This window comes from Ensifer sp. Root31 (assembly GCF_001424825.1).
In the GTDB taxonomy this organism is placed as follows: Bacteria; Pseudomonadota; Alphaproteobacteria; order Rhizobiales; family Rhizobiaceae; genus Ensifer; species Ensifer canadensis.
The window spans coordinates 1-13,906 of the sequence record NZ_LMCO01000056.1 but is presented as its reverse complement, the minus strand read 5'-3'; the positions used below and the strand labels follow the sequence as shown (position 1 = coordinate 13,906).

Annotated in this window: 14 protein-coding genes; 4 read left to right on the top strand and 10 right to left on the bottom strand. The window is 61.6% G+C overall.

The window, feature by feature from the left end:
* Window positions 1-88: 88 nt before the first annotated feature.
* Complete coding sequence (locus ASD00_RS31625; protein WP_025427844.1) at window positions 89-955, top strand: LysR family transcriptional regulator; 867 nt, start codon at window positions 89-91, stop codon at window positions 953-955.
* Window positions 956-961: 6 nt separating this feature from the next.
* Here ASD00_RS31625 and ASD00_RS31620 read toward each other — a convergent pair whose 3' ends face one another.
* The 4 genes from ASD00_RS31620 to ASD00_RS31605 form a co-directional block, all read right to left on the bottom strand.
* Window positions 962-1,633: an amino acid ABC transporter permease gene (locus ASD00_RS31620; protein ID WP_025427845.1), complete on the bottom strand. Its 672-nt coding sequence runs from the start codon at window positions 1,631-1,633 to the stop codon at window positions 962-964.
* 22 nt (window positions 1,634-1,655) lie between these two features.
* Window positions 1,656-2,471: a transporter substrate-binding domain-containing protein gene (locus ASD00_RS31615; protein ID WP_025427846.1), complete on the bottom strand. Its 816-nt coding sequence runs from the start codon at window positions 2,469-2,471 to the stop codon at window positions 1,656-1,658.
* A gap of 11 nt (window positions 2,472-2,482) precedes the next feature.
* Window positions 2,483-2,785: a GYD domain-containing protein gene (locus tag ASD00_RS31610; RefSeq protein WP_038576291.1), complete on the bottom strand. Its 303-nt coding sequence runs from the start codon at window positions 2,783-2,785 to the stop codon at window positions 2,483-2,485.
* Between the two features lie 61 nt (window positions 2,786-2,846).
* Window positions 2,847-3,512 carry an isochorismatase family cysteine hydrolase gene (locus tag ASD00_RS31605; RefSeq protein ID WP_025427847.1) on the bottom strand — a complete coding sequence of 222 codons (666 nt, stop codon included), beginning with the start codon at window positions 3,510-3,512 and terminating at the stop codon, window positions 2,847-2,849.
* A gap of 147 nt (window positions 3,513-3,659) precedes the next feature.
* Here ASD00_RS31605 and ASD00_RS31600 point away from each other — a divergent pair, with 147 nt between their 5' ends.
* Window positions 3,660-4,550 (top strand): LysR substrate-binding domain-containing protein, encoded by an 891-nt coding sequence (locus ASD00_RS31600; protein WP_025427848.1) that lies wholly within the window; start codon window positions 3,660-3,662, stop codon window positions 4,548-4,550.
* Window positions 4,551-4,565: 15 nt separating this feature from the next.
* On the opposite strand, the gene ASD00_RS31595 is transcribed toward ASD00_RS31600, so the two are convergent.
* The 4 genes from ASD00_RS31595 to ASD00_RS31580 all read right to left on the bottom strand — a co-directional run bounded on the left by ASD00_RS31595 (window position 4,566) and on the right by ASD00_RS31580 (window position 9,389).
* Complete coding sequence (locus ASD00_RS31595) at window positions 4,566-6,257, bottom strand: alpha/beta-hydrolase family protein (RefSeq protein ID WP_025427849.1); 1,692 nt, start codon at window positions 6,255-6,257, stop codon at window positions 4,566-4,568.
* A 179-nt stretch (window positions 6,258-6,436) separates the two neighbouring features.
* On the bottom strand, window positions 6,437-7,069 hold the full coding sequence (locus tag ASD00_RS31590; protein WP_025427850.1) for a LysE family translocator: 633 nt from the start codon (window positions 7,067-7,069) through the stop codon (window positions 6,437-6,439).
* 313 nt (window positions 7,070-7,382) lie between these two features.
* Window positions 7,383-8,672, bottom strand: a complete 1,290-nt coding sequence (locus ASD00_RS31585; protein ID WP_057211081.1) for a mechanosensitive ion channel domain-containing protein — start codon at window positions 8,670-8,672, stop codon at window positions 7,383-7,385.
* Window positions 8,673-8,930: 258 nt separating this feature from the next.
* Window positions 8,931-9,389 (bottom strand): Lrp/AsnC family transcriptional regulator, encoded by a 459-nt coding sequence (locus ASD00_RS31580; RefSeq protein ID WP_025427852.1) that lies wholly within the window; start codon window positions 9,387-9,389, stop codon window positions 8,931-8,933.
* Window positions 9,390-9,513: 124 nt separating this feature from the next.
* On the opposite strand from ASD00_RS31580, the gene ASD00_RS31575 reads away from it, so the two are divergent.
* On the top strand, window positions 9,514-10,797 hold the full coding sequence (locus ASD00_RS31575; RefSeq protein ID WP_025427853.1) for a cystathionine gamma-synthase family protein: 1,284 nt from the start codon (window positions 9,514-9,516) through the stop codon (window positions 10,795-10,797).
* A gap of 55 nt (window positions 10,798-10,852) precedes the next feature.
* On the opposite strand, the gene ASD00_RS31570 is transcribed toward ASD00_RS31575, so the two are convergent.
* Both ASD00_RS31570 and ASD00_RS31565 read right to left on the bottom strand, forming a co-directional pair.
* Entirely contained in the window at window positions 10,853-11,203 is a 351-nt protein-coding gene (locus tag ASD00_RS31570) for a VOC family protein (protein WP_025428215.1), read from the bottom strand.
* Window positions 11,204-11,271: 68 nt separating this feature from the next.
* Window positions 11,272-12,204, bottom strand: a complete 933-nt coding sequence (locus ASD00_RS31565) for a LysR family transcriptional regulator (RefSeq protein WP_051509174.1) — start codon at window positions 12,202-12,204, stop codon at window positions 11,272-11,274.
* Between the two features lie 396 nt (window positions 12,205-12,600).
* Between ASD00_RS31565 and ASD00_RS31560 the strand changes: the two genes are divergently transcribed.
* Window positions 12,601-13,668, top strand: a complete 1,068-nt coding sequence (locus tag ASD00_RS31560; protein ID WP_057211167.1) for an IS110 family transposase — start codon at window positions 12,601-12,603, stop codon at window positions 13,666-13,668.
* The last annotated feature ends 238 nt before the right edge of the window (window positions 13,669-13,906 follow it).

The window sequence follows — 13,906 nt, the reverse complement described above, 5'->3', positions numbered from 1 at the left end:
CGAGGCGCCATCAAGCGATGGAAACAGGCTTTATTGATCGAAGAATTCGATTAGATTGAGTGGAACTTCGAAACCGGATGGGATGCCGATGCAAGTGGATCTGATCGAGACGTTTCTGGACCTGATGGAAACCCGTTCCTTCAACCGCACGGCCGAGCGGCTGAACATCACCCAGTCCACCGTTTCCCACCGCGTCAAGGCGCTGGAGGCACAGTTCAATCGCAAGCTCTTTACCCGCAACAAGGGTGGAACCGTGCCGACAGCCGCCGGACTCAGGTTTCTAGACTACGCAATAGCCTTGCAAAACCAGTGGCATGAGGCAACGCGCGCGGTCACCAATGCCGGCGCGCTGGAGCGCTCCATGCGGCTCGGCATCCAGCACGATCTGGCCGAAGCCTTTGCCGGCGAATGGCTATTCACGATCAGGCGTGAGCTGCCGACAACCGAAATCTACATGGAAGCGGATTATTCCAACCAGATGAACCGGGATCTCGGCGCCGGCAACCTCGACCTCGCCATGCTCTATACCCCGCACTATCTGCCCGATCTTCATTACGAAAGGATCGGCGATCTGCATTACATGATGGTGAGCACGGAAGCGGCTGCGCTATCGGATATCAGGGTCGAGACCTATATCCAGGCGATCTATTCGCCGGCCTTCGATCGCGCTCACCGGCTGGCTCTGCCGCATCTCTCCGCAGCGCCTGTTGCGACCGGCCAGAACATGGCGATCACCATGCTCCTGCATTCGCTCGGCGGAGCCGCCTATGTCACCACCGCAACGGCCAGACGGCTGACGCAATCCGGCCACGTCGCCCTTGTTGCCGATGCGCCGGTGATCCCGCAGACGGTCTACGCCGCCACCAGTCTGCGCACCCGTCATGCCCATCAGCACCGCAAGATCATCGGTGCGATGGAGGTGCTGCTTTCCGCAGGAAATGAGGAGGAAGCCTAATGTACGTTACGCCATTCGGCGCTGGATCAGCCGCTGTAAAAACATCAGGATCGAGACGATCGCAAGATAGTAGACGAGTGCTGCCGAATACCATTCGACGAAGCGGAAACTCGACGCGATCGCGTCGTTGACGACGGCCATGATCTCCCGCATCGAAATCACATAGGCAAGCGAGGTCAGCTTGATCAGGTTGATGAACTCGTTGACGAGCACCGGCATGACGATGCGCAAGGCCTGCGGCAGGACGACGAGGCCGAAGGTCTGCAGGCGGTTGAGCCCGAGCGCGCGTGCCGCATCTGTCTGCCCCTGGCCGATCGCCGCGAGCGCCCCGCGCATCGCTTCGGCCATATAGGCGGTCGTCACCAGCGTGAAGGCGATGAAGGCGGCGGCAAAGGGCGTGTACCAGGGCGCGCGCGTCAGGCCGGGAAAGAGCTGCGGCGCACCGTTCCAGACGATCAGCAGCACCAGGATGAGCGGCGACGAGCGAAACAGCCAGACATAGAGCTGGGCCGCCGTGCGCCGCACCGCCGCCATCGAGTTCAGGGCGACGGCGAGCGGCAGGCAGAGCAGAAACGAGGCGACCTGAACCAGGATGGACAGCAGGATCGCGATGGCCGCCCCCTGCAACATGACCGGCATGGTCAGGGCATCCAGAAACAGTTTCGTGTCGAAGTTCATGCCCTGTCCACCTTTTCAAGCCTCAACGATCGTAATCGACGTCGAACAGCGCCGGGTCCAGCCCGTATTTCTTGGCGATGCCGGCAAAAAAACCCTGCTCCTTCAGGGCCTTCAGCCCAGCCTTGACCGCGGCCGCATCGCTGCCTTCCTGGCGGCTGTAGATGCCGTAGGTGAAATCCGATGCCCACGTGTAGGGAAGCTGCAGCGTCCCGTCGGAACGCGAGGCGCGGTAGGCGCCTTCGGCCTCTTCGGTCATCGTCGCATCGACGCGGCCGACGAGGACCTGCTGGTAGGCCGCCTGCTGGGTCGGATATTCCTGGACCTCGACCGGCGGCTGACCCTTGGCGATCAGTTCCTTGTTCAGGGGCTCGATCCGCTCCTGCTTGTAGTAGGCGCCGGCTTCGAGCGCGATCACCTTGCCGCTCAGATCCTCCGGCGCCTTGATTGTGTCGCTACCGGCCTTGGTCACCATCGCGGTGGCCGATTTCATGTAGGACACGCCGTCATAAGTCTCGCGGCGCTTGGCGTTGATGTAGATGCCGCTGACGATCAAGTCGCAGCGCCCGGCCCCGAGCGTCGGCAACAGCCCGGCAAACTCCGTGACGGTATAGTTGACCTTGGCATTCCAGAGACCGGCGAGCGCTTCGACGATCTCGATATCGATGCCGGTCGGGGTTAGATCGGCCGGACTTTCCTTGAAGGTCAGCGGCGGAAAGGCCGCGGTGGTGCACACACCGATATCGCCATCGGCGGCAAAAGCCGGCGGCTCCGCCTGGGCAAGCCCCGCCGACAGCAGGATGGTTCCGAGAAGGGTTGCATGCGATGCCAGTCTGATCATCTCTATTCCCCTCATTGTGTTGGTGAAACGCGCCCGACGATGTCGCCATAGGTCTGGCTGTCGAAGGCGGGAAGGATAAGCGGGTCGACGAACCCGTCGCGTCGTGCCGTCAGCACGTATTGCATCATCGACGCATTATCAGGCATCTCGAAAACCTGGACGAAATCATAGGTTCCGAGCGTGGCGTAGAAGGCGACCGAGCGGCCGCCGAGCGAAGAAACGCGGTCTTCGCTCACCTTGCGCCGCGCGCCGCTGTCGGCGAGTTCGGCCAATCCCTTGGCCGTCAGTTTCATTAGCGAGATATATCGTTGCATGGGGCATCATTCCGTTGAAACGGTTGGCATCAGAACCGGTGATGTGGTGTTGGCGTCAGTGTTAGCGGCTAGCTTTTGCCAGGCCGGCGATGACCGCGTCGCTGGTCGAGACCGTGCCGAAGATGCCGTTCTCGATCGAGATCATGTTGATCGCCGCCTCATGCGCCCATTGCTCGCCGCTGGCGCAGCAATCCGAGATCGTCAGGCACTGGAAATTGCGGTCGCAGGCCTCGCGCAACGTCGTATGCACGCAGACGTCGGTGGTGCAGCCGGTAAACAGCATATGGGTGATGCCCTGCGCTCTGAGCACATGCTCGAGATCCGTATAGGTGAACGAGCTGTTGCAGGTCTTGTCGATGATGACGTCGCTGTCTGCGACATCGAGCTCGGGTAGCAGCTGAAAGCCGGGGCTCGAGCGCAGCAGGACCTCGGTGTTTTCCAGCCCCGAGCGCTTGCGGCGCCATTTTTCGTAAGGCGTCATGTCGGCGAGGTCGGCACGATAGCCCTGGCGCGTATGGATGATCAGGCATCCGGCTTGCCGCGCCGCGGCGATGACACGGTTGACGGCCGGCAGAATTGCCCTAAGCGGCGCCGGATCATAGCCCATCGAAGCGAAGTAGCCGTCGGGCGAGCAGAAGTCGATCTGCAGGTCGATCACCATCAGCGCGGTCTGCGACGGAACCAGCTTTCCGTCATAAGGAAAATCAAATGGTTGGGCCTCGATCATGCATGTCTCCCTCTCTCCGATCCAATTCATAGGAGCAAAAATCGATTGGGAATAGCGATTTTTTGTGCTTGATATTGTCTAGTTTTGCTAAACAATTGCCATTGCTTTGCACGCGACAGTCGATTGTCAATCAAGGCGGAAGTTCGAATGAAAGCTTTGCATTTCCTGCCTTATCTCAGGGCCTTCGAAGCCGTCGCCCGGATCGGCTCCGTGCGCCAGGCGGCCGACGAACTGGGCCTCAGCCCCGGCGCGGTATCGCTGCAGCTGCGCCGGCTTTCAGAGACGACGGGGCTGACACTTCTGGAGAAATCGGGACGCAATATCCGCCTGACGGCGGCCGGACGTGATTTCGCCCAGACCGTCTCCCATGCCATGGGCAATCTTGCCGTCGCGGTCGAGAATGGTGCCGAGCGGCAGCTCGAAAACCACCAGAAGAAGCTGACGGTCGCCCTGCCGCCGGCGCTGGCGATCGCCTGGATGGCCAGCCTCCTGGTGCAGTTCGCCGATGCGCGCGGCGTCAGCGATCTCGCCATGCGCAGCTGCATTCGCGCAAGCGACGTCCTCTGGGACGATGTCGACCTGGCGATCGTCTACGACAATCCGCCCTTCGACGGCCTGTGGTGGCAGGTGGTCAGCGACGTGAAGCTCAGGACCATATGTTCGCCGTTATTGTTCCCGCGGCTGGAAGGCTCGCACCGCGACAGGAAGCTGCGCGACGTCACATTGCTGCATGAGGATGACGGGCGGGAATGGACGCGCTGGTCGGCCGCCTCGCGCATCTCGCTCGAAGGCAGCCGCAGCGTTCGGGTGCCCTCGGTCGCCGTCGCCGTCGCATCCGCCCTGCAGGGACAGGGCATTGCGCTCGTCTCGGACGTTCTCACCCGCTCCTACCTGCAGGAAGGCCGGCTGATCCAGCCGTTCCCGACGGCGATACCGGCATCAGCAGGCTACTATCTTCTCTGTCCGACGGAGAAGGCCGAGGAACCGCTGATCCAGGCGCTTGCCCACCAGATCGCCGCCCACCTGCGTGGCGACTGACTGGCGCCGTACCCTTCAATAGCGCCCTTTGAGCAGCGCCTTCAGCCGCACCGCATCATCCGCGGTTACGCCCGGCGGATCGACAACCTGCATCCACGCATCGATATAGTGTTCCGGCGCATAGACGTGGCCGTAGCCGATCGGCGTCGTCGTGCCCATCGCCATGTCGGCCAGAAGCTGGAACATCGTCACGACAGGAAACCATCGAAGATCGGGCGAGACGTCATGCCCGCGCGGCGCTTTCATCCAGTCCGGCTCGCGGTAGAAGGAATACGGATCGAAGAAGGTGATCGGGTCGCTGGCATATTGCAGGTAGACGATGCGGACATTGCCCCATTCAGGGCCCGGAATATCAAGCGTATTCGCCTGGTTGGTGAAGCGGATCACCGATCCGTCGCGATAGAGCGGGCGCCATTGCGGAGACCCTGGATTGCGATTGCGGGTGATCGATAGCCAGGTCTTCGTCGGAAACGGCGAGCCGACCCAGAGCGCGCCCTGGAACGGATCGCTGATGATGTCGAACGGGTCGACCGAACCCTGCGAATTCATCGAGCCGAGGCTGAGGCCGTAGAGATAGAGCCGCGGCCGCTTGTCCTTGGGCAGCGTCGTCCAGTAGCCGTAAACCGCGTCGAACAGGGCGTTGGCTGTCTCGGCGCCATATTCCGGCTCGACCAGCAGAGAGAGCCAGCTCGTCAGGTAGGAGTATTGCACCGCGACACTGGCGACGTCGCCTTTCAACAGATATTCGAGCGAATCGAGCCCCGGCGGATCGATCCAGCCCGTTCCGGTCGGCACAACGATCATAAGGTTGGAGCGCTCGAACCCGCCGACGCGCTTCAGTTCTTCGAGCGCGAGCTTCGCTCGCTCCTTTGCCGTCTCGGCCGAATTGAGCCCGGCATAGACCCGCAGCGGCTCCTTCGCCCCGCCATTGAAGAAGGCGCCGATGTCCTTGGCGCTCGGCCCTGACGCGATGAACTGGCGTCCCTGCCGCCCGAGTTCATCCCAGGTCATCAGCGACGCGCCACTGCCCGTCTTCATCGGGTCAGTCGGCGGCGCCACATCAGGATCGATCAGCGCGTCGAGCCGTTGGAACGAGCTGTCGGCCGCATGCAGAGCGTAGCGGAAGATCACCCCGTCGGTGGCCGACCAGAACAGTGCAATTGCCGCCGCTACTGCGGCGAGCTTTGCCAGTGGCCGCGTCAACACATACTCGAAGCGCCTGGCGAGAACGCGGAACGTCAACCGAAACAGCCGTGCCAGCAGGACGATGAAGATGAAGACGAGCACGGCAATCAGGCCAAGCTTCAGCGGCTCCGCGCTCTCGACCGGGTCGAGGCCCATGAGGTTCCGCACGGTATTCTGCCACGCCGCCGCCCGCCAGAGGAAGGCGAGTGCAACGGCGGTGCAGCCGAGGGCAGCCACCAGCTTGAGGATCAGCCCGGTCCGTGGCCGCACATCGGGCAGCTCGAGAAACGACCACAGCCAACGAAGGAACACGCCGATGGCATAGCCGGCAGACAGCGAAAGACCTGAGATGACCGCTTGGATGACATAGGGGCGCGGGATCAGGCTTGGCGTCAGCGATGCAGCGAAAAACAGCACCCCGACGATGAGGCCCGTCGTCGAAAACGACGCCCTATGCCCGGACACGAACTGTGGAATGGGCCACTTTGCCACGCGCAGACCTGTCTCTTGAAGGTGATCCACCGGCAGGCTCCTTGTTCACGGTCGTTCATCGAGCGCGCCATTCCGATCGACGCGTTACCCGATTGATAACCGCCAGTCACCGCGCCGACAACCTCGTATCGGCCCTGCAACCGCTACGGGCGCGACAACCCTTGCCAAAGCGGCGAATGCGGCATCCCCTTACACGCGGTGGGTGCGGATCAGCTCTTCTGGAAGGCCAGGTGAACGCCGAGCCCGACGAGCACACCACCGCCGACGCGTTGCATGGCGCGCTGCGCCATGCTCGAACGCTTGAGCCGGGTGATCAGCACGCCCGCGAGGATGACGCAGGCAATATCAGCCGACGAAAACATCAGGTTGACGATCGTGCCGAGGATGACGAACTGCAGCCAGACCGGAAACGCCGCGGATGCATCGATGAACTGCGGCAGGAAGGCGACGAAGAAGATCGCCGTCTTCGGGTTCAGCACTTCGACGGTGATGCTCTCGAAGAAGGCGCGCCGGCCGGATTTCGCCTGGATGCCGGGCAAGGCGCGCTCCCCTTGCGTCTTGGCGCGAAACAGCGAGATGCCGAGCCAGACGAGATAGGCCGCACCGGCAAACTTGACGACCATGTAAAGCACCGGCACCGCATGAAACAGCACCGACAGGCCGGCAGCCGCCGCGAAAACATGCACATAACCGCCGAGGTGAATGCCAAGCGTCGCCATCAATCCGGACCAGCGGCCGCGCGCCATCGTCTGCGCCGCCGCATAGAGCATCGCAGGACCGGGGATATAGGCGAAGATCGCCGTGGTGGCGAGGAAAGCCAACAGCAGTTCCATTGAAGGCATCGATGTGCTCCCGATAGGCTGGACGGTGCGGATAAGCTGGCAATAGACAATGCCTGCGCTTGCTTGGCAAGGCGAATGGGCCAATGCGCGCACGCAGACATTGCGGGCCGGCCCGACCTTGCCACGCCCACCTGCCTGCCGTTTTGGAATCTACAAGCCGGAATGCGGCGCGCATCTCCCAGCCGAGGGCGACCGACGCGCAGGCCGCAACGTCGCCTCCCATAGTTGTCCAGTCCGGTGTTGCGAGCCCAAGACGTGTGCAGCGTCGGGCGTTTCATCGTCCTCCACACCACCCGCGTAGCGGCGTTCCGCTTCACGCGCGGGTCACCTCGACAGGTGTCTTCATGATGATTTCACGATGCGGGAACGGGATGGAAATGCCGGCCGCCTTGAACGCATCCCATAGCGCCATCAGCACTTGACCGCGAATATTCGTCAGCCCGTTGCTCGGATCGGAAATCCAGAACCTCAATTTGAAATCGAGCGATGATGCACCGAAACCGGTCATCCAGCAGACCGGCCGGGCATAGGTGCTGGCGACCCGCGGAATCGATGCGGCGGTCTCGATGGCGATGCGCGCGACCTCGTGCGGATCGCTGTCATAGGATGTTCCGAAGTCGATCTCGATGCGAACATAGTCGCTGGAAAACGACCAGTTCACGACTTGCTGCGAAATGAAGTCTTCGTTTGGAATGAGGTATTCCTTGCCGTCTCTCGTGATCACCGAGACGAACCGGGATCGCAGGTCGCGGACCGAGCCGAAGGTATCGCCGAGTGTGATCGTGTCGCCCGGTTTGATGGATTTATCGAGCAGGATAATGATCCCCGAGATGAAGTTGGAGACCACCTTCTGCAGGCCAAAGCCGATGCCGACACCGACGGCACCGGAAAAGATCGTCAATGCGGTCAAGTCGATACCGGTGGCGTTCAGGGCGATTAAGCCGGCGAAGCAGATCAATGCGATCTTGACCAATTTGCTGATGAGGACCTTGAAGGAGGGGGTGAGATCCGCAGACCTATGTATCCAATGCGCCGAGACGTTACCGAACAGGACGGCGAGCCAGATCAGCGCAAAGGAAAGGACGATAGCCTTCAAGACAAGCAACAGCGAAAGGCGAACCGCGCCGAGATTGAACGCCACGCCATCGAGCGTCGTCAGGATCACGCGATCGAGGCCAATCGCGTAGAGCGCAAAGTAGATCCAGCCAGTGACGGCAACAACACGCGCCAGCGTCTGATTTCTGATGATGCGCGTGAGGACCGAGATAACAAACCACGCCGCCGTAAGCGTAAGCGCGGTGCCGACCAGCCATCGGTATGACGGCCATCCAAAGCGCAACAGCATCGCATCGGCGATCCACAGCCATATAATCAGAAATAGCCACCGTAGCCGCCGCATGAAAGCGATGATGACGCGCAGCAAGTCCGGATTGCCCTTGATGGTGCGTGCGCGAGCTTCGACTGCCGGCTCTATCCGCTTTGCCAGGAGGCCACAAACCAGGTAGCCGGCGACAATCAGGGCGAGTTGATAGAACGTCCACTCGTTGAGAAGGACCGTCCGCATCCAGGAACCAACGGCGTTGAACGCTTCTACGAAATCCATCGCCTTTCTCCGCGAGCGCCATGCGTCCATCTGAGCGCACGAGAGCGGGGTGAGGAAAAGTGGGCGCGGTTTCCGCCCGCATCCCGCCCTAGCCAGAATCGATCACGTTCATGATCGTGGGTCGATCGACCGAAAATCATCGTGATCCAGGGACGCTCTCTTTTGAATCTAGCGCACCCTTTGCACTTTCAAAGCCGCCGCCCGAAAACCTGGTGCGGTCGCGTCGGGAAAATGCGACCCGCATACAGCGCAGTCCTCTCAGATCCGCCGCTCCTTGATCGTGTTCATGACGAAGCTTGTCTCGATCGAGGCCACGCATTTGAGCCGCGCGATCTTCTCCTTGATGAAGCGCTCGTATTGTTCGAGCCCGGCGCTCATCACCTTCAGCACATAATCGCGCGAGCCGGTGACGAGGTGGCATTCGAGCACTTCGTCCCAGCCGCGGATCGCCTGCTCGAACATGACGATCTCGTCCTCGTGCTGACGACTGAGCCTGACGGTCGCGATCGCCGTCATCGTCCAGCCCTCGACCGCCGGGTCGATCAAGGCGGTATAGCCGCGGATCACGCCGGTCTCCTCCAGCCGCCGCAGCCGGCGCAAACAAGGCGACGCCGATAGCCCGACGCGCTCGGCGAGCTCGTTGTTGGTGATGCGCGCGTCGGCCAGCAATTCCTTCAGAATTCGGCGGTCGGTTTCATCGGCAATTTTCTGCGTCATATTCCTTCAGTCCTGGCAATAGTTTGCGCAACTCAAGGGTATGTGATCGCAAATAGCAAGGATCGGTCCAGGCGTCTGATATAATTTGCCTGTCAGTCGCCCCGTTTCGCTTCAGGAGAAAGCCATGACCGCGCCGCACCCCTACAAGACTCATATCGGAAACCACAAGCTGCATCCCGAAACACTGATGCTGAACTATGGCTACGATCCTGAACTGTCGGAGGGGGCCGTCAAGCCGCCGGTGTTCCTGACGTCCACCTTCGTCTTCCGTTCGGCCGAGGAAGGCCGCGACTTCTTCGATTTCGTCTCCGGCCGCCGCGAGCCGCCGGCGGGTGTCGGCGCTGGTCTTGTCTATTCGCGCTTCAACCACCCGAACAGCGAAATCGTCGAAGATCGCCTTGCCGTCTATGAGCGCACGGAAAGCTGCGCGCTGTTTTCCTCCGGCATGTCGGCGATTGCCACGACACTGCTCGCCTTCGTCAAGCCCGGCGACGCGGTGCTGCACAGCCAGCCGCTCTATGGCGGTTCGGAAACGCTGCTGGCGAAAACCTTCCTCAATCTCGGCGTTTCGGCCGTCGGCTTTGCCGATGGCGTCAACGAGGCGGCGGTGACCGCGGCCGCCGAAGAGGCGATGGCCAAGGGCCGCGTCTCGGTCATTCTCATCGAAACGCCTGCCAATCCGACCAACAGCCTGGTGGACGTCGCCATGATCCGCCGCGTCGCCGACGCGATCGGCGCCAAGCAGGGTCACACGCCGGTGATCGCCTGCGACAACACCCTGCTCGGACCGGTCTTCCAGCGGCCGATCGAACACGGCGCCGATATCTCGCTCTATTCGCTGACCAAATATGTCGGCGGCCACTCCGACCTCATCGCCGGCGCAGCCCTCGGCTCGAAGGCGGTGATGAAGCAGGTGAAGGCGTTGCGCGGCGCCATCGGCACGCAGCTCGATCCGCATTCCTGCTGGATGCTCGGCCGCTCGCTCGAAACCCTGTCGGTGCGCATGCACAAGGCCAACGATAACGCCCGCGTCGTCGCCGAGTTCCTGCGCGACCATCCGAAGGTCGAGCGTATCCACTACCTGCCCTTCCACGACGAAGCCTCACCGCTCGGCAAGGCCTATGCGGCGCAATGCACTGGCGCCGGCTCGACCTTCTCCTTCGATATATCAGGCGGCCAGGAAGCGGCCTTCCGCTTCCTCAACGCACTGCAGATCTTCAAGCTTGCCGTCAGCCTCGGCGGCACGGAATCGCTGGCGAGCCACCCGGCGGCGATGACCCATTCCGGCGTGCCGATCGACGTGCGCCGCCGGATCGGCGTTCTCGACACGACGATCCGGCTTTCGATCGGCATCGAACATCCCGACGATCTGGTCGCCGACCTCGCCAACGCGCTGACGCTCGCCTGATTTCGAGAACCTGACATCAGCAGACCGGCCGCCGACGCCTTCGCGACCGGTCTGCTCAATGGGACAGGATGTTGATCACGTTGCCGAACGGGTCGCGGAGATAGAAGCGCCTGACACCCCAGGGCTCATCGGTAATGTCATAGACGATCGCCACGCCCTTTTCCCGGGCTTGGGCATAGACCGCATCGACATCGTCAACCTCGATCGAAAGCACCGGCACCGGCGTGCCGTTCCCGCCCTCACTCGCCACGCTCACCTGCGGCAATGCCGTCTGCCCTTTGGCCGCGAATGTCAGAATCCAGCCGTGATCCATCACCAGCTCGAGCCCGAGCAGATCTGCGTAAAAGGCGTGCGCGGCCTGCGGATCTGACGCGTAAAGATTGGACACGATACGTTTGACTGCCATGTCGTCCTCCCGGTTTTGCCACTCGGCAATCTGTATCGCCACGACAAGTTTGCCAAGAGCAGTGGTGCCTACTCCGATCGCGGCAGCACGGTCCGGATCGCGGTTTCGACCACAGCCTTGAAGCGCGCGATCTCCGGCCGCCGCTGCTGCTGGCGCGAGGTCTCCAGAAAGACCGTTCCCTCGGTGCCGTCGATTGCGAGCGGGCGGATGACGAGCGCCGGATGCAGGCCCGCCAGATGCCGGGCGAGTGACGACGGAACGGTGGCGACCAGCCGGCTCGCGGTCAGTGCATCGCCGATCCCCAGATGCGATGGCATGATGAGCATGATACGGCGCGAGCGCCCGTCCCGCGCCAGCAGCCGATCAAAATGGTTGTCCGAGACCGGCCACGGCAACGAATAGAGATGCGAGGCTGACAAATAGCCTTCGACCGTGACCTCATCCGTCGGAGCCAACGGGCAGAGCGGACCGAACAGGCAGACGAGGCGGTCGATCGCAACCGGGGTCCGGTCAACGAGGCTGCGGTCGTCACGATCGCCGCCGACCGAGATGACCGCATCGACTTCGCCCTGCGACAGTTCGGTGGCGTAGGAGCGGCGCTCGAAGGAGCGGATCTCCAGGCTATGGCACGCATGGTCCTGTTGCACGCCCTGGATCAGCACCGGCAGCAACTGCTGGCGCAGGCCGTCGGGCACCACCAGGGTAAACCGGCGCGCCTGGGGCAACGCTTCCAAAGCGCCGGATGAAACCGCGAGCGTAATGCTGGCAATCATCTCGCTGAGCGGCACCGCGATCTCTTCCATCCGCGGCGACGGCGCCATGCCGGTTGGCGTGCGCGCGAACAGTTCGTCGGAAAAATCCTCCCGCATGCGCCGCAGCCTGTGGCTGATCGACGACGCCGTCACCCCGAGCCGCACCGCCGCCCGCCCGACATGGCGTTCCAGCATCAGTGCATGCAGCACTTTCAGATTGTTGAGGTCGATGCGACGCCAGTCGAGCATGCTGAATTCCGTTCAATGCGAGATGAGGAGCGATCATTTTCCAGCGATCGTTGGCCTTGCTACAGCGGCTCCTTAACACAGGAGGTGGCATGAAAGCAGCCGCGTCCCAGGAGAGAACGGACCATTGAGATGCAGGTGATGATCGAGGGACAGTCACGCTTCCGGCCTTTCGGCTTACCTTATTGGGGGTTCGAAGATCTCAACAAGGGAGTTGGAAGCATGACTGCCTCTTATGATTACCATATCGGCGTCGACAAGGAGGTGGCATGAAAGCAGCCGCGTCCCAGGAGAGAACGGACCATTGAGATGCAGGTGATGATCGAGGGACAGTCACGCTTCCGGCCTTTCGGCTTACCTTATTGGGGTTTCGAAGATCTCAACAAGGGAGTTGGAAGCATGACTGCCTCTTATGATTACCATATCGGCGTCGACTACCACAAATCCTATAGTCATCTGGTGGTGCAGGACAGCAGCGGCAAGACGCTCAGATCGGGCCGGGTGAAGAACGATCGCCAGTCGCTCGGTGGGTTTCTSGAACGCTACCGCGAGAACTCGCATGCYGTGGTCGAGGCGACGCGCAACTGGATGGTGATGTACGACTGGCTCGACGACATTTGCGATGATGTCGTTCTCGCCCATCCYTTGAAGGTCAAGGCGATTGCCGACGCCAAGATCAAGACCGACAAGATCGATGCGACGGTGCTCGCGCATCTGCTCAGGGCCGACCTGGTGCCGRAGGCCTGGGCGCCCAGCGAACGAGCAAGAGACCTGCGCGTCGCCCTGCGCGAGCGGATGTTTTACGTGCGGCTGCGCACGRTGACGAAGAACCGCATTGTCACGGTGTTTGATCGCTATCCGGAGCAGACGGCACAGCTGAAGAAGCTCGGGGATCTGTTTGGCAAGGCCGGCCGCGTCCAGCTGGCGCAAGTCAACGTCTCGGAGATCGACCGCATCCAGATCGACCGTGGCCTCGCCTTCATCGGCGACATTGACGTGCGGATCAAGCAGTCGGAAGCAACGATCCGGGCGATGACCAAGGCCAATGCCAACGTCAAGCTGTTGAAGACGATCCCCGGCATCGGCGAGTTCTTCGCCCGGCTGATCGACGCGGAGATTGACGATGTATCCCGCTTTCGCAATCCGAAGAAGCTCGCCGCCTATGCCGGACTGGTGCCCTCGACCTATTCCTCCGGCGGCAAGACCTTTCACGGCAAGATCATCAAGCAGGGCAACAAGTGGCTGCGCTGGGCTTTCGTCGAAGCCGTCACCCCCGCCATCGCCAGCGATGCGCAACTTCATGACCAGTACGAGCATCTGAAGATCAGAGGAACCAACAAGGCGCGTGTGGCGATCGCGCGCAAGCTTTTGACGATCGCCTTCCAGATCCTGCGTGACCAGCGCGCTTACGAGCCGCGCGGCACCAGCACCACGGAAGGCGCGTCGACGATATCCCGGCTGTCCTGATTGTCGTCTAGCGAGCCCGGCAGGACTGGGCTGCGCTCCTCAAGGAGAATGGGAAGCCGGGAGCCGAACGCCACTCTGTGACCGAAGCCAGCACGGCATCAGGGTCACGCATTGGAGACTGGTTCAAGAACCGAACGGCAGATGCCTGTCGCGCGGAAGGAAGAGATTTAGCCGATCGGCGAAAATGCCGATCAATAACCAACCGAACCCAAGGAAAAGCCGCCAATCGAAGGCGTTT